Here is a 21,947-nt window from a genome sequence, read left to right as displayed (position 1 = left end):
GTTGGGTGCAACGAACAGCCGCGTCACGCGCGGTCTCGAGCGACGTTCGACCGGCGGCCCGCCGCTCGGTTCAGACCCCGGGCGGCATTTCACACTATTTTGCAAATTCCGCGTGGCGCCGCCACTGTCGCTTACCTGAATACGCCGCGCAAAAGAACAGGCCGCACGCCCGCCGAAGCGGAGGTGCGGCCTGCGATGCCGGTCGAGCCGGCAAGCGGATGCGGCGTCAGCCGAGCAGCGGACGCAGTTCGTTGACGACCTTGAGCTTCGTCTCCGGCGCGCGGCCCTTGCGTGCGCGCTTGCCGATGTGCGGCGCGAGCCCCGCGTACGACAGCGTTTCGTCCTGCGCCTTGCCGCCGCGACCCGTGCCGATCAGCACGACGCCGGCCGGGTCGATCGCGAGCGCCTGCACGAGCGTTTCCTTGTCGTCGAGCGCCATCAGGATCACGCCGCGGCCGCCGCCGGACAGCGTCTTCATCTCGTCCATCCCGAACACCAGCAGCCGGCCGCCGCTCGACAGGCACGCGACCTGCGTCGCGTTCGGCAGCACGGGCATCGGCGCGAGCGGCACCGCGCCCGTATCGATCGTCATGAACGCCTTGCCGGCCTTCACGCGGCTCACCATGTCGCCGACCTTCGCGAGGAAGCCGAACCCGTTGCTCGACGCGAGCAGCAGTTGCTGGTCGACCGGCGCCGCGTAGTAGTGCATCAGGTGCGAGCCCGATTCGAGCTCGATCAGCGATGTCACCGGCACGCCGTCGCCGCGGCCGCCCGGCAGCACCGACACGTCGACCGAGTACACGCGGCCGCTGCTGCCCCACGCGATCAACCGGTCGGGCGTGCGGCACTGGAACGCGGCGTACAGGTGGTCGCCCGCCTTGAACGTGAAGCCGGCCGGGTCGAGCCCGTGACCCTTCAGCGCGCGCACCCAGCCCTTCTGCGACACGACGACCGTCACCGGCTCGTCGACGACCTTCGCCTCGAACGTCGCGCGCTTTTCCTGCTGGATCAGCGTGCGGCGATCGTCGCCGTACTGCTTCGCGTCGGTCTCGATCTCCTTGATCATCAGCCGCTTCATCGCGCTTTCGTTCGCGAGCAGTTCCTCGAGCTTCGCCTTCTCGTCGCGCAGCGTCTCGAGTTCCTTCTCGATCTTGATCTTCTCGAGCCGTGCGAGCTGGCGCAGCCGGATTTCGAGAATGTCTTCCGCCTGGCGGTCGGTGAGGCCGAACGCGCTCATCAGCGCGGCCTTCGGCTCGTCCGCCTCGCGGATGATGCGAATCACCTCGTCGATGTTCAGGAAGACGATCATCCGCCCTTCGAGGATGTGGATGCGGTCGTCGACCTTCGCGAGACGATGGCGGCACCGGCGCGTCATCGTCAGCTGGCGGAACTTCACCCATTCGTCGAGGATCGTCAGCAGCCCCTTCTGGCCCGGCCGGCCGTCGGCGCCGATCATCACGAGGTTCAGCGTCGCGTTCGACTCGAGGCTCGTGTACGCGAGCAGCGTGTTCACGAATTCCGTCTGGTCGATCGTGCGCGACTTCGGCTCGAACACGAGCCGCACCGCCGCTTCCTTGCCCGACTCGTCGCGCACCGCGTCGAGCAGGTCGAGCATCGCCTTCTTTGTGTTGAGCTGTTCGGGCGTGAGCGTCTTCTTGCCGAGCTTGAGCTTCGGGTTGGTCAGCTCCTCGATTTCCTCGAGCACCTTCTGGCCCGACGTGCTCGGCGGCAGCTCGGTGACGACGAGTTGCCACTGGCCGCGCGCGAGATCCTCGATCTTCCAGCGCGCGCGCACCTTCAGGCTGCCGCGGCCAGTTTCATAGGCCGCCGCGATCTCGGCGTCGCTCGAGATGATCTGGCCGCCGCCCGGGAAGTCCGGGCCGGGGATCAGGTTCATCAGCTCCGCGTGCGTGAGCTTCGGATTGCGGATCAATGCGACCGCCGCCGCCGCGACTTCGCGCAGGTTGTGCGACGGGATTTCGGTGGCGAGGCCGACCGCGATGCCCGATGCGCCGTTCAGCAGCACGAACGGCATGCGGCTCGGCAGCGTCTTCGGTTCCTCGAACGAGCCGTCGTAGTTCGGCATGAAGTCGACCGTGCCCTGGTCGATCTCGTCGAGCAGCAGTTTCGAGATCGGCGTGAGCCGCGCTTCGGTGTATCGCATCGCCGCCGCGCCGTCGCCGTCGCGCGAGCCGAAGTTGCCCTGCCCGTCGATCAGCGGATAGCGCAGCGAGAAATCCTGCGCGAGACGCACGAGCGCGTCGTAGGCCGATTGGTCACCATGCGGGTGGTATTTACCGAGCACGTCGCCGACCACGCGCGCCGACTTCACCGGCTTCGCGTCGGGGCCAAGGCCCATTTCGTTCATCGCGAACAGGATCCGGCGCTGCACCGGCTTCTGGCCGTCGCACACGTCGGGTAGCGCGCGGCTCTTCACGACGCTGACCGCGTAGCTGAGGTACGCCTGCTCCGCGTAATTGCCGAGCGTCAGCGCATCGGCGTCCGGTGCGTCGGACCCGGCGAAGAGATCGGAAGTATTGTCGTCCATCTGAATTCCGTATTCGTAAATGGCGTGAGGCCGGGCCGGGCGTCATGCCCGGCCGCGCGGACTAGATGTCCGCTTCGACGTCGTTGCCCTTTTCCTCGAGCCAGCCGCGCCGCGCGGCTGCCTCGCCCTTGCCCATCAGCATCGTCATCCGCGCGACGGTCGCCTCGTAGTCGAGCTCGCCGAGCTTCACGGGCATCAGGCGGCGCGTGTCGGGGTTCATCGTCGTGTCCCACAGCTGCTCGGCGCTCATTTCGCCGAGACCCTTGAAGCGGCTGATGCTCCATTGGGTTTCACGCACGCCGTCCTTGCGCAGCTTGTCGAGCGTCGCCTCGAGTTCGCCTTCGTCGAGCGCATAGAGCTTCTGCGCGGGCTTCTTGCCGCGCGCGGGCGCATCGACGCGGAACAGCGGCGGCCGTGCGACATGCACGTGGCCGCGTTCGATCAGCTGCGGGAAGTGCTTGAAGAACAGCGTGAGCAGCAGCACCTGGATGTGCGAGCCGTCGACGTCCGCGTCCGACAGGATGCAGATCTTGCCGTAGCGCAGGTTCGACAGGTCGACGGTTTCGTCCGGGCTGTGCGGATCGACGCCGATCGCGACCGAGATGTCATGCACCTCGTTGTTCGCGAACAGGCGGTCGCGCTCGGTTTCCCACGTGTTCAGCACCTTGCCGCGCAGCGGCAGGATCGCCTGGTATTCCTTGTCGCGACCCATCTTCGCGGAACCGCCCGCCGAGTCGCCCTCGACGAGGAACAGTTCGTTGCGCGCGATATCTTCCGTCTCGCAATCGGTCAGCTTGCCGGGCAGCACCGCGACGCCCGAGCTCTTGCGCTTCTCGACCTTCTGGCCCGCGCGCGTGCGCGCCTGCGCCTGCTTGATCACGAGTTCGGCGAGCTTCTTGCCGTGCTCGACGTGCTGGTTCAGCCACAGCTCGAGCGCCGGCCGCGAGAACGACGACACGAGCTTCACCGCGTCGCGGCTGTTCAGGCGTTCCTTGATCTGCCCCTGGAACTGCGGGTCGAGCACCTTTGCGGACAGCACGAACGACACGCGTGCGAACACGTCTTCCGCGAGCAGCTTCACGCCCTTCGGCTGCAGGTTGTGCAGTTCGACGAAGCTTTTCACCGCCTGGTAGAGACCGTCGCGCAGGCCCGACTCGTGCGTGCCGCCGGCCGGCGTCGGGATCAGGTTCACGTACGACTCGCGCACGAGCGAACCTTCCTCGCTCCATGCGACGACCCACGACGCGCCCTCGCCTTCGGCAAAGGTTTCGTCGGTCGAACGCGCATCGGCAAAGCGCTCGCCCTCGAACAGCGGGATCAGCAGCTCGCTACCGTTCATCTCGTCGAGCAGGTAGCCGCGCAGGCCGTCCTCGTATTTCCAGGTCTGGCGTTCGCCGGTCTTCTCGTTGACGAGCACGACCTCGACGCCCGGCAGCAGCACGGCCTTCGAGCGCAGCAGGCGCTGCAGCTCGCCGAGCGGCAGGTTCGGCGAATCGAAGTACTTCGGATTCGGCCACACCTGCACGCGCGTGCCGGACTTCTTCTCGCCGCGGCCCGCGCCTTGCGTCGCGAGCGGCTTCACGACATCGCCGTCGGCGAAGCCGAGTTCGGCGATCTTGCCGTCGCGCCAGACTGTCACGTCGAGGCGCGTCGCGAGTGCGTTCGTCACCGACACGCCGACGCCGTGCAGGCCGCCCGAGAACGTGTACGCGCCGCCGGCGGCCTTGTCGAACTTGCCGCCCGCGTGCAGGCGCGTGAACACGATCTCGACGACCGGTACGCCTTCCTCGGGGTGCATGCCGAACGGGATGCCGCGGCCGTCGTCCTCGACCGACACCGACTGGTCGGCGTGCAGCGTGACCGTGATCTGCTTGCCGTGGCCGCCGAGTGCCTCGTCGGACGCGTTGTCGATGACTTCCTGAATGATGTGCAGCGGATTTTCGGTACGGGTGTACATGCCGGGCCGCTGCTTGACCGGCTCGAGACCCTTGAGCACCTTGATCGATGCTTCGCTATAGGCCGCGCTGGGCTTCTTCGTTGACATAGGCACTGAATTTCGTCATTCATCGGGACGTTGTCCACACCTCGTGTGGATAACGTCGTGGACAAAACGTTGAGTTCCGTAAAAAAGCGAATCGAAACAACGCTGTGCTTGGACTGCTTCGAAAGCGGGCGCGCGGCATGCGCTACGCGACCCGGGACGCGCGGTATTTTACTGGTTCCGCGTGGCGCGCCATCGCAAGATCGTCGCACGGCGCAACCGGCCATGCGACCGGTGATACGACGCGCCCGCCAGCGACGCGCCGCGCGCCGCGCGTCAGACCGGTTTGCGCTTCGCCTCGAGCGTTTCCCACCGCTCGAGCGCGGCGAGCAGTTCGTCGTCGATCGCCGCGAACCGTTCGGTCAGGCGCGTGCCTTCCTGCGGATCCTTCGCGAAGATCGCGCCGTCCTCGAGCTGCGCGTTGATCGTCTTCTGTTCTTCCTCGAGCGCCGCGATCTTCTGCGGCAGCGCATCGAGTTCGCGCTGCTCGTTGAACGACAGCTTGACCGTGCGCTGCGCGTTGCGGCCGGCCGCACTTTTCGCCGGGTCTTCCTTGACCGGCGCCGCTTCCTTCACCGCGCGCTTCGCCGCGTCCTGCTGCGCGAGCTGCTGCGAACGCTCGCTCTGGATCTGCCAGTCAGTGAAGCCGCCGACGTATTCGCGCCACTTGCCGTCGCCCTCGGCCGCGATCACCGACGTCACGACGTTGTCGAGGAACGCGCGATCGTGGCTGACGAGCAGCACCGTGCCGTCATAGTCGGCCAGCAGCTCTTCGAGCAGTTCGAGCGTCGGGATGTCGAGGTCGTTGGTCGGTTCGTCGAGCACCAGCACATTGGCCGGACGCGCGAACAGGCGCGCGAGCAGCAGCCGGTTGCGCTCGCCGCCCGACAGCGACTTCACCGGCGAGCGCGCACGTTCCGGTGCGAACAGGAAGTCGCCGAGATAGCTCATCACGTGCTTGCGCACGCCACCGATCTCGACCCATTCGCTACCCGGGCTGATCGTGTCGGCCAGGCTCTTTTCCTGGTCGAGCTGCGCGCGCATCTGGTCGAAATACGCGACCTGCAGGTTCGTGCCCGTGCGCACCGTGCCCGTGTCGGGCTTCAGCTCGCCGAGGATCAGATTGAGCAGCGTAGTCTTGCCCGCGCCGTTCGGGCCGACGAAACCGATCTTGTCGCCACGCATGACCGACGTCGAGAACGTGTCGACGACCGTTCGATCGCCGTAGCGCTTCGTCACGTCCGTCAGTTCCGCGACGATCTTGCCCGACTTCTCGCCCTGCGCGACGTCGAGCTTCACGTTGCCCTGCGAATTGCGGCGCTCCGAGCGCTCGTTGCGCATCTGCACGAGCCGCGCGATGCGCCCGACGCTGCGCGTACGCCGCGCCTCGACGCCCTTGCGGATCCACACTTCTTCCTGCGCGAGCAGCTTGTCGAACTTCTCGTTTTCCACGCGCTCGACTTCGAGCTGCTGCGCCTTGCGCGTCTGGTACGCGGAGAAATTGCCCGGATACGACAGCAGCCCGCCACGATCGAGCTCGACAATGCGTGTCGCAACGCGGTCGAGGAACGCGCGATCGTGGGTGATGAACAGCAGGCCCGCGCGCTGCGAGACCAGCAGTTCTTCCAGCCAGCGGATGCCGTCGAAGTCGAGGTGGTTGGTCGGTTCGTCGAGCAGCAGCACGTCGGGCTGCAGCACGAGCGCGCGCGCCAGCGCGACGCGCTTCTGCATCCCGCCCGACAGCGCGTCGACGCTGGCGTCGCCGTCCGTCAGGCCGATCTGCGCGAGCGTCATCGACACACGCGTGCGCCAGTTCCACGCGTCGTGCATGTCGAGCGACGACTGCAGCGCGTTCATTCGCGCGAGCAGCGCATCGTGCTCGGCGCCTTCGGGTGTGTCGGCGAGGCGGTGCGCAATCGAATCGTATTCTTCGAGCACTTCGCGCGTGTGCGTGAGCCCCGATGCCACGGCCTCGAACACCGTCGCGCCGGGTTCGAATTCGGGCTCCTGCGGCACGTAGACGGTCACGAGCTCCTGCTGGCGCGTGATCAGCCCGTCATCGGGCTTCGCGAGCCCGGCGACGATCTTCAGCAGCGACGACTTGCCCGCGCCGTTGCGGCCGATCAGGCCGACGCGTTCGCCTGCCTCCAGCGAGAAGTCCGCGTGATCGAGCAACGCGACGTGACCGAACGCGAGGTGCGCGCCGGTAATGGAATAAAGCGACATGGGGAGACGGCGAAGAGAGAAATCGGAAGCGCCCATTGTACCGGTGGCGGACGCCTGCGCCGGGATGGCCGGACGGACTATGCCGGTGCGCGGTGCTTTTTGTGCTGTGACTGCGTGCGGCGTGCGCTCGGCGGACGGCGCCGGCATCGCGCACTTCGCCGCCACGCGAAGCCGGCACGGCGGGCATCCGGCCGCAGCTTCCCGGCCGGGCGCCCGCACGCGGGAGGTGCGATTACTTCACGTTGACCGTGATCGTCGAGCTCAGCTCGGGACCGTACGAACGGTGTGCGCCGTCGCCGAGTTGCAGCGTCAGCGTGTGCTGGCCAGGCGGCAGCTTCACGTCGGTTTCGGTCTGGCCCTTGCCGAAGTGCAGCGAATGGTCGGAGGCGGGAATCACGTCGCCCTTCGGCACCGGCTTGCCGTCGATCAGCAGGTGATGGTGGCCCGTGTCCGGCGTCATGTCGCCGGCCGGCTTGAGCGCCATCCCTTCGAGGCCGAACTGCACGTGCACGGGGCTCGACACCGTCGCGCCATCCTTCGGCTCGACGAAGAACACGCGCGCCTCGGCACGCGCGAGCGTCGACACGGCCAGTGCCGCGACACATACCGCACCCGCGATCCATTTCTTGTTGAGCATCGTTTCCTCCTTCAGATTGAAAGGCTCACGAAGCATACACTGCGTGCCCGGCCCGTGCGATGACAGCCGTTGTTCGCGATGCGTACGTTTAAAAGGACGTTGCGCAGGTGTTCGGCGAAATTACGGTACTATTGCGCCTTTCGTCCGTTGGCCGCACCGCGGACGGCATGACCGACTTTCTTCATCCCGAACGCCCTATGAGCGAAGTAATCGAATACCAGAGCTGGGTCTGCCTGATTTGCGGGTGGGTCTACAACGAAGCCGAAGGGCTGCCCGACGAGGGCATTCCCGCCGGCACCCGTTTCGCCGACATTCCCGCCGACTGGCGGTGCCCGCTGTGCGACGTGGGCAAGGAAGATTTCGTCGTCGTGGATTTCTGATTTCGATTTTCGGTTTCTGGACACACTGAGCACGCGCGCCGCGCATCGGCACGCTTTCCGTCCGCCGATTCGCCGCGCGTTTGCTATACTCTGCGCGCTGTCCACATCGCCGTCCCGGTCGCGTTTTTTGCACGCGATATCGCGGACTCGGCTCTCCCCGTAGTTCAGGGGGCGGAATGATAAGCGCAAGGCTTGTCCAGCAAGGATCCAACCGGTTGCTGTAGCAAATTTATAGCACGTAAAAAAGCCCGCTCGCAGCGGGCTTTTGTGTATCTGGTTCCCGCCAAGTTACTTTGGCTCGGCCATCATGCCGTCAGCCGGATAGAGCTGCAGCATAGCGCGTGCGGCCTCGACATTCTTCGAGTGCAGCCATTCGTCATAGTCGGTCGGTTGCAAGATCACGACTGAACGCTTTTCGTCGCCGGGCTTGTGCATCCGCCCCATCACGGCATGGCCATCGGCGTTGACGGTAAGCATGGACATACCAACCAGCGTGCGGCCATCGTCTCCGTCATAGCGCCGCCAAATACCAGCGACGCAATACGGCTGCCAGTCCGTGAGCCCGATCCGTTGCCAGACGTTCCGACCTGACTCGTAACACGGCTCGTATATCCAGCGAGCCGGGATGAGGCAGCGCTGACCAGCTCGCCACGCCTTGCCGTACAGCCGGGACTCTCCGACTGTTTCCGAACGGGCGTTGACCGTGTCGAGCTTTCTCCGCTTCTTGCCGTTGTCGTCGACGCGATCAGGCTGCATGAACTTCGGCCAGAAGCCGAACACCGCCTTGACGACGCCAAGGCCGTCCCCGTCCGCCCATGCGACTGGCGCTGCGTAGTCCGGGTACACATCCGGCTCCCACGGATCGCGGCGGTACAGATCACCAATGCCAATCTTCAGCTCGTTGATGCCCGGATCTTCGTTTGGCGCTTTGTAATTTGTGCACACTGCCCGCCCCCATTTTTGAGACTTGACGGCCCCATCTTACCGCGCGATAAACTGTATATCCATACAGTGTCGTCCGCGCATCATGATATTGCCCCCATTTGACCCGCCCCGGTTCGACGCTATGTCGGAATGGTGGCGCACGTGCACGTACGCCGAAGTTCATCGGCTGATTCTAGAGGTGCTACACCTGCGGATTACGTTGACCGAGATGAGTTCGCTTACTGGCGACGCTACGCGCATGATCGCGTACCTCGAACGGGCCGACGAGTTGAAGTACGCAGCCCCACTGCGCCGGTTGTCGCTCAAGATCGACAAAGAAATTATGCGAGCCGGCCGAATGGGCAACCCACGTGCGCCCATCGCGCCGTTCTCCGACGAGTGGCGCGCACGCGAAGCCATGAAATGCAGGCTCCACGCCGTCCCCGGCGAACCAGATCCCGGCTCCGACAAGGCAACGAAGTTGCCAGAGTTCCAGCGCCTGACATGGTCCGAATTGCGCGACGCGTGGAGCGCGGCCAACTTCAAGAAAAATCGCGCGCTGACGCTTGAACAGCGCTTCGTGCTGGAAGTCGTACATGTCCGCCGAACGCTGCGACTCATGGAGAAAATGGTTTGCGCCGCAGAGCTGGAATTGAAGAAGAACGGTTATCCCGACTCGTTCGCGCTCGACCAGCTCCGCCGCATGATCGACGTCGCTCGCTTCGATTGACAATAGTTGACCGACTGCAAGATAGCCAACGACCGGCCGCTCTCCCGGAAATGGTAAATTCATACGAAAACCACACCTACGAGAGAACATATGGCCCGAGCCATGATCTGCGTCGGCGACACGACGACGCATGGCGGCCGCGTGCTGGAGGGCAGCGCGACCGCGACCATTGACGGGAAACCCATTGCCGGCGTCGGGCACAAGGTACTTTGCCCGCAGTGCAAGGGAGTCTTTCCGATCTTGCCCGCCACGGGGCGGCGATACCCGCACACCTTTGATGGACGAGAAACCGCCATCGAGGGTATGAAAACCGCGTGCGGAGCGACGCTGATCGCATCGCAGTCGTCCGCCACACTCGACGACGTCGGATCTGGCGAAGCGACGACAGGCGGCGCAGGTTCGGCCGTCGCCGCTACTGCAGCAGCGCTTGCCCCCTCACCGACGCTCTGTCTCGAATGCCTGAAAGCTGCGGCCGAGAATGCCGCGACGATGATCGCGCGCGGGTAGGACATGACCGAAAATTCGATTGAAGCATTCTTCTTCAAGCGGCAACAGCAGTTGACCATGCAGGTTCACCTGTACGCCCTTGTCGACGGCCTTCTTTACGCCGACGCGGCCAACGGTTCACCACCGCAACGATCACAGTCGGCCGCCGCCCTGTTCGACAACACTCCCGACGCGTCGCTGGCCGATGCCGGACCGTGGCTAGTCGACTACGAGCGCGCATCCGGCAATACCCGTCGCACTCTTTCTGCAATGGCCAGTAGCTCAACGGGCGTGTCCTGGCTAATCAGCGCATATCCGATCGAATCACTCGCTGACGAGCTGCGCAGCCGCCTCGACGTACGCTTGCCGGACGGAAGCACAGCCCTGCTCCGCTTCTACGATGCCCGCATCATGGCCGACATGGCGTCGCTGATGGAATTCACGCAGCGCATGCAGTTCTTCGTCTCGACATTCGACTGGCTCGTCGAAATGAATGGAAAACTGAAGGGAGTACACCCGCATGCTTGAGCTGACGAGCGAACAGGTTGCCGGACTTGCCGAGATCGACGCACGCGGATACGTCGAACGCACCAGACAGGATCTCGTCAAAGCCGACCCAAAGCTGGGCGACGACGGCACCCTACCCACGCGCCTTTGGAACGCATACATCGCTGCTCGACAGCTCGGCATTCAGTCCGATGAGAACGTCGCGGCGTTTCTTCGAATCGAGGCATACGCTCCGAAGTTTTACGAGAAGCCGGCCACGCGCGCGTGGTTGACTCGGCCTGGACGCTCGGCCGACGAACGTTTTCACGATTACCTACGCGTCATGAAATGGCGCATCGAACATCAGAACGACAAGGGAGGGGCTGAGCATGGCGGGATTGGTGGTGCCGGCGATCGAAGCGGCGATAGTGGAACTCGGACCGGTCTTGGCGCGCGCTGGCGTCGCCTTATTGGGCGGGGCGGCAGTCGCGGGAACGGGGAGTCTGTCGGGTGATACCCCAAAGGATGAAAGCAAGGCAAAGCCGGACGTCCGGGCGATTCCGCGTACAGGAGAGAGCTGCAAGAAGTGTCCACCTGAGACGGGGAGCATGCAGCGCCGCAACTGGAGCATGAGTGACAACTCCCGAGAGTATCAAGGGCGAATTACGGGGTTCCCCTATAGCGTTGAAGAGGCCTGGAGCATGGAGTGGGTCTGGCAGCGCGACTTCGACGGCTTTCGACCGGAAAGCTGTTTGTTGATAGAAGCGAAGGGAAAGTACGATCAGTTCTTGAAGAAGGACGATGTACCGTACACCAAGACCTTTGATGACATGGAGGAGCAGGCTGGAGCTCAGGCCGCGGTTGTAGATGATCATCCTCCTGCGAGGTTGAAATGGTATTTTCAGACGGAGCGGACTTGGAACTACATGAGAACGCCGCTTGCCCGTCTTCGCGTCGAATCAGAATGGGTGCCCTGACAAACATGGAAATAGTTACGCAATTTCGTAGCCCTGCCGATTTCGCCCAGCTTGGCGATTTTGCGGCTCATCTTGTCCGTCTGTGGCCGGTGGTTGAGGCTATGTCACGCGAGGACGAACGTTTAGGGCAGTGGTGGCTGAAGGCGGATACCGAGGAAGAAGCCCGTCTGTATCCCATGTATGAAGCGCCCGGCATACCTTCGACAGCCGTTTTGGCAGTCTTGGCGCAACGGTACGAAAAAAAGATGGACCTGCCTAAAGTATTTGGCTTCTGGAATGGTCAGATGGACGCGGCCGACAGCGCGAGGCTGAAGTTAGCCATCGATGCGAAGAGGCGACCCAGCGAGGTAGAAATTGGGCTACCGGCACAGAGCGCAGTCTCGGCGGACGAGCGCAGCTATAAGGGCGTGGCTAAGATAGTGTCCGCGATGGTCTCGGTTTATGACCCGATGTATGTCTCTGTTTCACCACGAGAGTATTTTCCCCGGCAGGTGTTTGATGACAAGCCGGGCGTTGGCTGGATGCTGTATCTCCCGAAGCTCCTCACGGTTCAGCAAGTCCCGGAAGCACGCGAATTGATTCCAGTTCCCGAAGCCGGTCGGAAGCAGACCGGGACGATCATTGTGAGCGTCCCAGATGCCGTTTTTTCGGTGGACAACGCCGAACACGTCGAGGTTGCCAACCGTATCGAGATTCGGCTCGTCGACCAAGACCTTCTGCCCAATTTCGCTGACCTGTAAGTGTGTAAGTCTAGACCTGATCTCTCAGTCAACGTCAGATCAGGTCTGAGATTGCTTGGACGTCACCTCTTCAAGGGCCGTGATCGACCCAATGCCGCCGCTCGACTCGGCACTACCTCAATGTCGGCTTTCAAAGGCCCAACGGTCATCCGCGCGTTGGTGTAGGCCCGTGGAGACCTTACTGCGCGTTCGTTAATGCCTGATAGAGTGCAGGGTTCACCCGCTGCAGATCCAACTGTTGCACAGCGTCCTCTGGCGAAGCACCAAGGCTCTGGCAAACGACGGCGACACTCACGTTTTGTCGTGCGGCTGCATCTTCCGTGGTCGACCGGATAGTCTGCTCCAAGCTCGGCCCCATCTGCTTGTAGAGCATGTCTTCAAGCGTATCCGCCGAATACGGTCCCCTGGCATTAATCACACGGCTTTTCGCATATAAAGCTGCGTTGTGTTGCTTGAATGCTTCGACGAAAGCAGTGATGTCGACCCCTTGCGACTTGCAGTAGTCAGGCCGGGCCCGAACATTGACGAGGTAGTATCCGAGAAACTGTCCAGCCGCCGCGTCGGCTTTCTGCGCGCCCGATTTCGCGGCCAGGTCAGCCTGACTCTGCAACGCGGCGGCCTCACGGGCGGCTTCACCAAGCGGCATCTCAGGATGCTGCTTCGCCGCCTGGTCCTGAAGCTCGCGCATCGACGCAGTCGCATTCGCAGCCCCCTGAGCTAACGCTCCCTCGTCGGCGATATGCTGCCTGTATGCTTTTACGGCTACGAACGCTACGGCGAAGCTAATCAGCCAGACAATCCGCCGTTTCCACGACGATTTTTTGGGTGGAGCGTTGGTGTTGTTCGACGCCATCTTGGTCTCCGTGTAGTGGTGCTAGCCACTAAATTTATTCAGCAGGAATTGTTCAACGAAGCCGATAATGCTATTGACGTCCGGCTCCGTGAGCTTATCCCACTGGGCATGCAACGCGAAATTCCGGAGCTTCGGCATAGCGTCGAGCAGTGTTTTTTGTGCGCCCCCTACTAGTCCGGCGCTCTTGAGCAAGTTCACTATATCCTGCATCGACTTCTCGTCTACTTCTAGCCCTTGGACTACTGCGTAACGCTTTAGCGCGTCTTCGAGCGCCGCGCTTGCAAGGACTGCGGCAACGTCTTTGTGACCTTCCGAAAGAGCTTGACGTGCCAGGACAACAAAATCGCCAAATATTTCTCCAGACACACGTAGTTCGACGTCGAACACGTAACCGCCATCAAAGTCATCCTTGGCGCTGCGAAAAATCGCATCTAGGGCCGCCACATCGCTGACGGTACCTTTGCATTTAGCATAGGTCGACGTGAAGTTCTGATAGTGCGGCGAATGCTCTCCAAAAACGGCCTTTATTAGGCTCTGCGCACTGGTCGCCCATTGCCGCCATTTTCCGTCCGGCACAACGGCCGGGAATCCGTGCCCGCTGTGCTTGGGCATCCTACTGAAGCCATCCTCCAGTTCGGAGAATCTGCGCTCAAATGTTTCATTGATCGTTGTTTGGTCCGGTCGCACCCTGGCACCTCACAAAATTAGCACAAGTTTCCGCAGTGATTTTCCGCATTTTGGCAGACACTATCAACGATGTTCGGTAACGAATGAACAACAAACAAAACAGTCCACAATGGAATCGTCCATCTGTCGTGAGTGGCGGCGATGTCGATCGTGCCACTCGCATCGTCGCCGATCGCATGGCCGTTACATGTGCGGATCCGACACTCAGGCGACCACGCGGAGGCGCCGCCGAGTGGCAGAAACTGGCCGAACTGAGTCGGACGATCTGACGCTGTCTGCTTGGTCTAGTCCAACCTCATATACCTTGTAAGCACGATGCCGGCGCGAGAGTCAGCGCCGGCATCGTCGGTTAAAACAGCCCCACGGGCTGCGCCGCGTCGTCCCAACTGAAGATGATCAACTCGTTTCGCTCGACGCCCCTCCCACCACCGACCGTGTATTGAATCGGCACGGTCTCGATATGAAATCCGTCGAACACGCGCCGAATGTCGGGATGGTCGTTGAGGCTCACGATAGCGTGCCCCTTGATTGACCGCAGACGCTGCGCCATCTTCTCGTACTCCGAGAACGGAAACGCCACGCCGTACCCTTCCGTCTCGTAATACGGCGGATCGAGGTAGAACAGCGTATGCGCGCGATCGTATCGATCAATGCAAGCAGCCCAATCAAGACGTTCAATATAGGCGCTCGCGAGCCTCAGGTGCGCCATCGATAACTCCTCCTCCAATCGCAACAGATTCAATGCCGGCGGATGTTCAGTCCGCGTCCCGAACGTTTGCCCCTCCAGCTTCCCGCCAAAGCAACTTTTCTGCAGGTAGTAGAACCTCGCCGCACGCTGGATATCCGTGAGGGTTTCCGGGACAGTTTGCTTCAGCCACTCGAACACCTGCCGGCTGGTCAGCGCCCACTTGAACTGCCTTACGAACTCCTCCAGGTGATGCTGCACGACGCGATACAAGTTGATCAGCTCGCCGTTCACATCGTTGATGACTTCGACCTTCGCCGGCGGACGCAGGAAATACAGCGCAGCCCCGCCCGCGAACACTTCGACATAGCAGTCGTGAGCCGGAAAACGCGGAATGAGGTGATCTGCCAGCCGGCGCTTGCCGCCGATCCAAGGAATGATGGGATTTGCCATTGTGAAAGCCGTTTTTAAACTTGGTGTAGAATCCGGCCCGCCTACGTAGGTAAGCAGGGCCTTGGCTGATTCACTGGCTCAGACAGTGGAAAGGCGACCGGGGGCAATGCGCGAACATTTCCCCGGTCGCCCTGTTTCTTTCGAGACCGCCCGGCCTCGATTGCCGCGCTACTGCGGCAGATCGGTTTGCGCGTCGACGATCAACGCGTCGTAACTGCGCTCGCACTGCCGACCGGCGATGCCACGCTCGTCAGCGATTCGCGCGAACTCTCCCGCAGCCTCGTCAGTCCGGCCGAGCACGTCGGCAAGCAGATCGAGGGCGTCGCCGGCTGTCGTGCTTCCGGTCGAAGCGCCGGCACGCCGGATGTCGGCAACGAGTGCGGCGACCTGCTTGCGCAGGCCGACAGCAGCACCATCGGCAGCAGCCGCATCAGCGACCGCCTGATCTCGTTCTTTCGCAGCATCGGTTGCGATCTCCTGTTGTGCCGCCAACCGGCGGCGAACCTCGTTACGCTCGTTCGTCAGGTCATCGATCTGCCTCTGCTGGTCCACAACCTTCGCGAACTGGTCAGCGTCACGGTGCCCCTTGAAGTAACCGCAGGCCGAGCCGGCGACGACGCCGGCAACGACAAGCAGCCAGATACGCGGATCGATCCACGTCATGCGACGACCTCCCCGCCGGCCGCGCGATACGCGGCCAGCAAATGCTCGATGTCGTTCTCATGCTGGCCGTAGCCGGCCCCCGGCAGACTGGCCCACACGTTCGATACCTTCGCGACGGCTTCGCGAAAGCGTCCGGCGTCGATCAACGGCAATGCGCCGTGCTCGCGCAACTGCTGCAACGCGTAACGATCCTGCGACACCGGCCCGAAGTCCGGCAGCTTCATTTGCGCCTGATAGATCCGCCACCAGCGCGTGAGGATCTGGTAACGACCGGCCGCCGTCGACGGCACCCGGATCTGCCGGTTGAGGACGTTCGGATGCGTCGCGTAGCTCGAAAACAGCAGCGGTCGCGATGCCGTCGAACCGACCAGCACGTTGTAACCATCGTCCGACTTCGCGAGCAACGCCGAGCTGATCTCGCTTACCGCGATCGCATCGAGAAACGCAACACGGTTCTTTCCGCCTGCGGCGGTCACACTGATTCGCGCCATTGTTACTTCTCCCCAAACACACGCTTTGCGTGCCGACGCAGCAGCACTTCGAGGTACTGCGACCCGACAATGCCGAGCGCGCTCCCGAGGCCGAGCAACGCGATCGGCGGCAAATCCGGAATCTGCAGCAGCGCAAGCCCGGCCACCATCGACGTCGCCGACCCCAACACGGCACGGCCTGCAACGAGCCGGAACGTCAAATGTTCATTACCCACCAACACCTTCGCGATGCCAATCAAACCGCCCATGATGATCAGCTCCAGAATCGTCTTTTCATGGTCTTGCATCGGTTCCCCTTGCCCGATAAAAAGAAAGGCCGCTCCGGTTGCCCGTGAGCGGCCTTCAAATAACAGTGCGCGGCGTTACTTCGGCGCCGGCACCACCAGATCGATCTTCTTGCCCTTCTTCTTCCCGTGTCCGACCTTCGCTTTCCCCTTGTTCCCTCCATTCAAAGTCACGACCGTGATCCATCCGCGCGATGCGAACGTGTGTTCGACCGACTCGATCAGAAACTCGCCGTCGACTCCGGTCTTGAACCCCTTCAGCGCGATCGTCTTTTCGGCCGACAGATCCGACCGGCCGCGCATCGTGAGCCGGCTCGTCGACGTATGCCGATTAAGCGTCGCCAAGCGTGACGTCGCCCCCGCTTTCGCAGCCTCCGGACTCGCGAACGCATGCCGCTCCGTATGCACCGCGGACGCACCTGGCGGAGCGTCAGGATTCGGAATCGTGAGATCGATCTTCTTCCCGGTCTTGCGGTTGTGCACCTTCGTGCGAACGGCCGCGAAGCTCGCGCGATCCGGAAAGTTGATGTCGTAATCGATCAGGTCGCCGGGCTTGAGCGTCACGATCGGTAACGGCTTACCGCTCGCGCTCTTGCCGCCGCCGCGTGGCAGCACGATCAGCTTGCCGGCCTTCACCGTCGCCGTCGCACCGTACTGGCGAGCCACGCGCGTGATGAAATGCAGGTCACTCTCGCCGAACTGGTCGATACGCGGCACGACGACGTCGACGTCACACGCGGCCGACCACTTGTTACGACGCGCGACGTCGCCGACGATGTCGGCCAGCTTCGCGTTCGACCAGCTCCCGTAACGCTGCGTCTTCGACGTCGCGCGCATGTTCGCGGGCTTGCCCCGGATCACGACGCTGGCCGGCGGTCCGCGCACGCCGACCTCGTCGACCGCGTACTCGCCAAGCATCGACAGCCCCTGCCCCTCCCACCCGATCGACACCTTCAACGTCGCGCCCTTCGGCGGAAATGCGATCCGGCCGTCGCGGTCGTCGAGCGTGATCGTGCACTCGTCTGCGTCCAGACCGGGTTTGTCGACCGCGCGGATCTCCAGCACGCGGTCCTGAATGACCTTGGTCACGTCAGAGCCGTTCGCGACGACCTGAAAAATCGCTTCCATCGCACCTCGCTATGTCCAGAGCTGGACCGATTCAACACGCGGCGCATCGAGATCCGGCAACAGGATCTCGACGCCGGCCGGGAACGGCTGCGGCCGAGCCGCAAGGCCCGGATTCGCGTCGTACACCGCCTCGACCGTTCCCTGCAACGTGCCGTAGTACCGGAAGCAGAGCGTGTCGAGCACGTCGCCGTCAGACGTTCTTAAAGTCTTCGCCATAGCGGCCGAACTCCACCGAAAAAGTTTGCTTGCGCGGCATGCCGTCGACGAGCAGCGCGGCCTGCTCCTCCTCGATCGACTGCAACAGCCACCGGCCGAGCACCTCGCCGTCGCCCGTCGTGAGCTGCACGGGCTTCATGCGCCCGCCGATCGCCCGCAGCCGGTTGATCTGCTTCGTGCCGGCCCCTAGCGACGGGAACACGACGCCCGACAGCGTGATCGTCTCGCCACCCTCGCTGACCGCCTGCAGCGCCTCCTGACGGTTCAGTCGCTCCTGCGATGCCACGCGATACCGCGTCGCCCGACGCAGCTTGTCGTGAGCGGCCGTCGACAGGTTGAAGTGGAACGCCTCGCCCGCGTCCGTCGTCAACGACATCAGGTGCGGCGTGCTCGACGTCGCTCCGTCGAACAATCCAGACAACATCGAACCGACGCCTGTCGACTTGATCACGCCCATGACCGCCGAGTCCTTCAGGCCGACCGCCGCGTTAAACTGATTCCACGCCCCGCCAAGCGCCGACTTCACGCTGTCAGCGGCAGCCTGCACAAGGGGGAAATTCGAGCCGTCGACCGCCTTCAGAATCGAGCCGATCGACGCCTGCGTCGCGTTAAAGCTGCGCAGCACTGCGCCGACCTGCGGAAACAGATCCGACGCCACCGACAGCGCGCTCGTCGCGCCCGTCAGCAGCTCGGCCGCGCTGCTCAGATTGCCGGTTGCGAGACGCTGCAGCACGTCGACCGTCGCCATGCTGGCCGCGCGGTTCCGATCGAATATGCGGACCATCTGCCGCACGCGCTCGGTCGCGATCCCTGCCTGCGTCGCCGCGCCCGTGATCTGCCGAATCACATCCATTGCGCGTCCCTTACATATGCGGCGCGTCGAACATTGCCGTTCGACTGTTCGCCTTGCGTTGTTGCTCGTCCATCATCCGCGTCAACATCGGACTGACCTGCGCGAGGAACTTGTTAGCCATGTCGGTATCGCTCGCTTCGATCTTCACGTGGAAGACAGGCGCGAAGGTGTTGGTCTGCTCGATACGTGGCCCCGGTCGAGCGCCGACACCTGCCCCATCCGGCACGAGCGCCTTCGCTTTCGCGAGCGCGGCGGTGTTCGCAGGCGTCTCGTCCGTCTTGCGATCCAGTACCTTGCGGGAAATCGCGCTGAACAGCTTGTCGCCGGCAAACGTACCCACAGCGCCACCAATGACGCCGAGCACCGCCGAGCCAATCGGCCCGCCGATCGCACCGACCATCGCGCCAAGCTTCGCGCCCATCACGCCACCGGCAAGACTGCCCGCGATCCCCGCGAACCTGTTCGCCTTCTGCGTGTTGGTATCCGTGCTCGACGCAACGGCGTACGCCTCGCGGGCCGCGAGACCGAACTTCAGCACCGTGCCGGCTATGGCCAGCTTTCCCGCGTACGGCGCGACGCGGCCGAACAGCGCACGCCCGGCGTTGAAGACTCGCCCGAGCCGCCCAAGCCGTCCGCCCCGAGCCGCCGCACGACGCGCAGCTCGACCGGCACGGCCACCACCCGCTAGATCGCCAAGCCCGCCACCGTCCACACCACCGCCCGGCATGTTCACGACGAATACGCGCTGCACACCGCCAGCGGCACCTACTGCCCCGCCGAGCGCGTCGACCGCCCGCCCGACCACGCCACCCGCCGCACCGGCCCGCCCTGCCGCCGCTCGACCGCCACGTGTAAGTACCGTGCCGCGCACGATGTCGAACACGCCCCGGCCTATGCTCCAAAGTGCCTTTGCCCCACGCGCGGCGATAACCGCCCCTGCAATGCCAACGACGGCGGCCGTCGTCTTCGGCGCGGAGTCAGCGGCAGACCGGACACCCCCACCGAGCGCCTTCGCTGCCTCGCCCGCGCGATCCGTGATCGGACGCAGCGCGTCGCCGATGCTGCGCATCGCGTCGTCCCACTGTTGCCCGACCTCGCTCCAGATCTGCTTGGACGTCTCACGGCGGGCTTCCAGATCCTTCTGGATCTCGCCGCTCGCCTGCTGCGCGTTGCGCTTCAGGTCGTTGTATAGCTCGGCGTTTTGCATGTACGCGGTCAGCGCCGCCTTGACCTGCATGTCGTTGAACAGGTCACCAGTCTTCATCGTCTCGGCGAACGCGGCCATCTGCGCCTGCCGCTTCGCCGGGTCCATCTCCGAATTGAACTGCTTCGCCGCCGTCGCAAGCTGCTTTGCCTTGGCCGGATCGACACGCTCGATGTACGCGCGGGCGAGCACGAACGACGCTTCCAGCGTCGACCAGCCCTTGCCGATCGCCTCGCGCATCTTTGCCTGATAGTCGACGCCGGCTTTCGCGTAGTTGCGCTCGGTCTCGCCCGAACCGATCTTCGAGAACCAGTTTTTCAGGTTGTTCGCGGCTTCGTCGGAGCTGCCCGCCGTCTTCATCTGCACCTGGAGCATCGCCCCGAGCTGCGTCACGGAATCCTGCCCCGTGATGCCGATCTTCTTCATCTCGGCGAGCAGCACCGGGAACCACCGCGCCATGTCGACGGACTCGAACGACCCTTCCTTGCCGAGATACGCGATCGCTTCGAGTGCCTTCGCCATCTGGCGCGGATCGACGATCTCCGCGTTTTGCTGCAACGCTTGGATCATCTTCGCGGTCTCGACCGTCGTCGCCCCTTGGCCGATCGAGAACTTCGCAACCAGCGGTGCGAAGTTGAGCGCCCGATTCAGATCCATGCCGCCCGCAACCATCTGGTTGACTGCGTCGGCCAGCTCGTTGCGACCGATGCCGTTCGACGCAGCGTCGCGTCGAATACGCGATCCCATCGCGGCCTCTTCCTGCGTACGCGCGATGCCGGCCTTGATCGCGATGTCGCGAATGATCGCCTGATAGTTCGCGGCGATCGTCGCCGGCACCGCGACCGCTGCCGTCAGCTTCACTGCATCACCGATCACGCCGCGCCCGGCCTCTTGCCCGGCTGCCAGCCGCTCGTGTCCGGACGCTTTCAGATCCAGCCCCCGCGCCGTCCGGCCCAGACGCGCATAAGCGCGATCGAGCCGGTCGACCTCGATGCCAGCGTCTCGCAGTGATTTGAGATTGCCGTCGAGCTTGCGACGGATGCCGTCCGCCGCACTGTCGCCCGCCAAGTGCAGCCGGCGAAACTCGTCCTGCAGACGCATCGTCTCGCCGATCTGGCGCTGCCAGAGCCGCGAGTCGTTCGCCCGCTTCTTCATCGCGTCGATCTTCGACGACGTGTCGGTGATCGCCTTGCCGAACGTTGCCGATACGGCCCCGCCGATCACGATGCCAAGCGCTAAGTCTTTCGCCATCCCGGCCCCCTCAATCCGTCAGCCACCAGAGCATGTCGTCGACCGTCATCACATCGATCGACGTCGGTGACATGCCAAACTCACGCACCAGCCGTTTCGCCAGTGCCTTGAGCGTTTTTCGGTCCAGCTTTGCGTACGGGTCGAAAAGAGTAGTAGGCGTCTTGCACGCGCTCGTAATCAGCCATGTCCATCGCGTCGAGATCGCTCGGCGCAACATCGGCGAGCGATGCGAAGAGGATCAGCTCCTGTTCCTCGGCATCGTTGGGCGCGAGCTTCTGTGCACCACGCATATCGCGCACCTTCGGCCGGCGCATCGTGAAGGTGTCGCACTCGACGCCGTTGAGATCGATCGGATAGTCGAGCTTGATCGTGACCTTTTCCATTGCGATTCCTGAAAAGAAAATGGCGAGCCACCGGCTCGCCATTGATTGAAGAAAGTAGCTTTGCTGCTTGATTTTCCACATGAGCGTCGAATGACGCTCACGCTGCAATCACATGCCGAGACCCTTACGGACTTCGGCGAGTTGATCGACGCCGTTGATCACGCGCTTGCACGCGAAGAGGTCGATCTCATGCACGATCGCGCCTGCGACCTCCAGCTTGTAGTAGTCGCACGACACGCTGAACTTCGCGTCGACCTTTTCGCCGGGCTTCCATTCGCCCGGATCGACTTCGTACAGCATGCCGCGCAGATAGACAGCGACGTGCTTCGCCTTGCCGCTACGGTCCATGAAAACCGCGCGAAAGACGCCGTTGAACGCCCCCTGATCCACCAGCCCGAAGAAGCGCAACACCTCGTATTCCATCGTCGACATCGAAAACGACGCATCGAGCGCTTCCATACCCTGATCGACCTTGGCCGTCCCGTCCATACCGCCCGCGCGGAAATCGTCAGTCTTAATCTTCAGCTTCGGCGGCGTCATGCTCGTTGCGCGGCCCGCGTATCCGCGGCCGTCGACGAACGCATTGCAGTTGTGCAGAGTTTCCGGAATCATCGCCCTTCC

General features: G+C 63.1%; 24 protein-coding genes. 7 read left to right on the top strand and 17 right to left on the bottom strand.

The genetic code is table 11. The annotated features are described in order from the left end of the window. Positions 1-226 precede the first annotated feature (226 nt). The 4 genes from parC to ACVK00_RS15945 all read right to left on the bottom strand — a co-directional run bounded on the left by parC (position 227) and on the right by ACVK00_RS15945 (position 7,452). On the bottom strand, positions 227-2,548 hold the full coding sequence (gene parC / locus ACVK00_RS15960; protein WP_228905118.1) for a DNA topoisomerase IV subunit A: 2,322 nt from the start codon (positions 2,546-2,548) through the stop codon (positions 227-229). 61 nt (positions 2,549-2,609) lie between these two features. Beyond that, entirely contained in the window at positions 2,610-4,592 is a 1,983-nt protein-coding gene (locus ACVK00_RS15955; protein ID WP_166725391.1) for a DNA topoisomerase IV subunit B, read from the bottom strand. Positions 4,593-4,865: 273 nt separating this feature from the next. Then, positions 4,866-6,815 (bottom strand): ATP-binding cassette domain-containing protein, encoded by a 1,950-nt coding sequence (locus ACVK00_RS15950; protein ID WP_435521225.1) that lies wholly within the window; start codon positions 6,813-6,815, stop codon positions 4,866-4,868. 232 nt (positions 6,816-7,047) lie between these two features. Beyond that, positions 7,048-7,452, bottom strand: a complete 405-nt coding sequence (locus ACVK00_RS15945) for a DUF4399 domain-containing protein (protein WP_228905124.1) — start codon at positions 7,450-7,452, stop codon at positions 7,048-7,050. A 197-nt stretch (positions 7,453-7,649) separates the two neighbouring features. Between ACVK00_RS15945 and ACVK00_RS15940 the strand changes: the two genes are divergently transcribed. Further along, complete coding sequence (locus tag ACVK00_RS15940; RefSeq protein ID WP_012364402.1) at positions 7,650-7,832, top strand: rubredoxin; 183 nt, start codon at positions 7,650-7,652, stop codon at positions 7,830-7,832. Between the two features lie 288 nt (positions 7,833-8,120). On the opposite strand, the gene ACVK00_RS15935 is transcribed toward ACVK00_RS15940, so the two are convergent. Next, on the bottom strand, positions 8,121-8,777 hold the full coding sequence (locus ACVK00_RS15935) for an SOS response-associated peptidase (protein ID WP_354123003.1): 657 nt from the start codon (positions 8,775-8,777) through the stop codon (positions 8,121-8,123). A gap of 238 nt (positions 8,778-9,015) precedes the next feature. On the opposite strand from ACVK00_RS15935, the gene ACVK00_RS15930 reads away from it, so the two are divergent. The 6 genes from ACVK00_RS15930 (at position 9,016) to ACVK00_RS15905 (ending at position 12,175) form a co-directional block, all read left to right on the top strand. Next, positions 9,016-9,486 carry a hypothetical protein gene (locus tag ACVK00_RS15930; RefSeq protein ID WP_354123004.1) on the top strand — a complete coding sequence of 157 codons (471 nt, stop codon included), beginning with the start codon at positions 9,016-9,018 and terminating at the stop codon, positions 9,484-9,486. 90 nt (positions 9,487-9,576) lie between these two features. Beyond that, entirely contained in the window at positions 9,577-9,993 is a 417-nt protein-coding gene (locus ACVK00_RS15925; RefSeq protein ID WP_354123005.1) for a PAAR domain-containing protein, read from the top strand. A 3-nt stretch (positions 9,994-9,996) separates the two neighbouring features. Beyond that, on the top strand, positions 9,997-10,500 hold the full coding sequence (locus ACVK00_RS15920; protein WP_354123006.1) for a DUF4123 domain-containing protein: 504 nt from the start codon (positions 9,997-9,999) through the stop codon (positions 10,498-10,500). After that, positions 10,493-10,972, top strand: coding sequence for a hypothetical protein (locus ACVK00_RS15915; RefSeq protein WP_354123007.1), 480 nt, complete (start codon positions 10,493-10,495; stop codon positions 10,970-10,972). Before ACVK00_RS15920 ends, ACVK00_RS15915 begins: the two co-directional genes overlap by 8 nt. Next, a complete protein-coding gene (locus tag ACVK00_RS15910) occupies positions 10,857-11,435 on the top strand; it encodes a restriction endonuclease fold toxin 5 domain-containing protein (RefSeq protein ID WP_435521235.1) in 579 nt (192 codons plus the stop codon). Before ACVK00_RS15915 ends, ACVK00_RS15910 begins: the two co-directional genes overlap by 116 nt. Positions 11,436-11,440: 5 nt before the next feature. Further along, positions 11,441-12,175 (top strand): immunity 52 family protein, encoded by a 735-nt coding sequence (locus ACVK00_RS15905; RefSeq protein WP_456826954.1) that lies wholly within the window; start codon positions 11,441-11,443, stop codon positions 12,173-12,175. Positions 12,176-12,353: 178 nt separating this feature from the next. On the opposite strand, the gene ACVK00_RS15900 is transcribed toward ACVK00_RS15905, so the two are convergent. The 12 genes from ACVK00_RS15900 to ACVK00_RS15845 all read right to left on the bottom strand — a co-directional run bounded on the left by ACVK00_RS15900 (position 12,354) and on the right by ACVK00_RS15845 (position 21,938). Further along, on the bottom strand, positions 12,354-13,028 hold the full coding sequence (locus ACVK00_RS15900) for a hypothetical protein (RefSeq protein ID WP_354123009.1): 675 nt from the start codon (positions 13,026-13,028) through the stop codon (positions 12,354-12,356). A gap of 21 nt (positions 13,029-13,049) precedes the next feature. Beyond that, on the bottom strand, positions 13,050-13,640 hold the full coding sequence (locus ACVK00_RS15895; RefSeq protein ID WP_354123010.1) for a DUF4145 domain-containing protein: 591 nt from the start codon (positions 13,638-13,640) through the stop codon (positions 13,050-13,052). Between the two features lie 424 nt (positions 13,641-14,064). Further along, entirely contained in the window at positions 14,065-14,853 is a 789-nt protein-coding gene (locus ACVK00_RS15890; protein WP_354123011.1) for a DNA adenine methylase, read from the bottom strand. 168 nt (positions 14,854-15,021) lie between these two features. Beyond that, the gene (locus tag ACVK00_RS15885; protein ID WP_354123012.1) at positions 15,022-15,516 is read right to left on the bottom strand and encodes a DUF2514 family protein; all 495 of its coding nucleotides are present in this window, start codon (positions 15,514-15,516) and stop codon (positions 15,022-15,024) included. Beyond that, entirely contained in the window at positions 15,513-16,007 is a 495-nt protein-coding gene (locus tag ACVK00_RS15880; RefSeq protein WP_354123013.1) for a glycoside hydrolase family 24 protein, read from the bottom strand. Before ACVK00_RS15880 ends, ACVK00_RS15885 begins: the two co-directional genes overlap by 4 nt. A 2-nt stretch (positions 16,008-16,009) precedes the next feature. Further along, positions 16,010-16,294, bottom strand: coding sequence for a phage holin family protein (locus tag ACVK00_RS15875; RefSeq protein ID WP_071810993.1), 285 nt, complete (start codon positions 16,292-16,294; stop codon positions 16,010-16,012). A gap of 75 nt (positions 16,295-16,369) precedes the next feature. Beyond that, on the bottom strand, positions 16,370-17,419 hold the full coding sequence (locus ACVK00_RS15870) for a phage late control D family protein (protein ID WP_354123014.1): 1,050 nt from the start codon (positions 17,417-17,419) through the stop codon (positions 16,370-16,372). Positions 17,420-17,428: 9 nt separating this feature from the next. Then, positions 17,429-17,635: a tail protein X gene (locus ACVK00_RS15865; RefSeq protein ID WP_069227262.1), complete on the bottom strand. Its 207-nt coding sequence runs from the start codon at positions 17,633-17,635 to the stop codon at positions 17,429-17,431. Continuing rightward, positions 17,610-18,488, bottom strand: coding sequence for a phage tail protein (locus ACVK00_RS15860; protein ID WP_354123015.1), 879 nt, complete (start codon positions 18,486-18,488; stop codon positions 17,610-17,612). The genes ACVK00_RS15865 and ACVK00_RS15860 overlap by 26 nt, the downstream gene beginning before the upstream one ends. 10 nt (positions 18,489-18,498) lie before the next feature. Next, positions 18,499-20,943, bottom strand: a complete 2,445-nt coding sequence (locus ACVK00_RS15855) for a phage tail tape measure protein (protein ID WP_354123016.1) — start codon at positions 20,941-20,943, stop codon at positions 18,499-18,501. 80 nt (positions 20,944-21,023) lie between these two features. Then, positions 21,024-21,326, bottom strand: coding sequence for a phage tail assembly protein (locus ACVK00_RS15850; protein ID WP_354123053.1), 303 nt, complete (start codon positions 21,324-21,326; stop codon positions 21,024-21,026). A gap of 108 nt (positions 21,327-21,434) precedes the next feature. Further along, positions 21,435-21,938: a phage major tail tube protein gene (locus ACVK00_RS15845; RefSeq protein WP_354123017.1), complete on the bottom strand. Its 504-nt coding sequence runs from the start codon at positions 21,936-21,938 to the stop codon at positions 21,435-21,437. Between the last annotated feature and the right edge of the window lie 9 nt (positions 21,939-21,947).

Source organism: Burkholderia sp. PvR073, from assembly GCF_054055695.1.
Note: the sequence above shows the minus strand (reverse complement) of the source record. Positions and strands in the feature narration are given on the sequence as shown.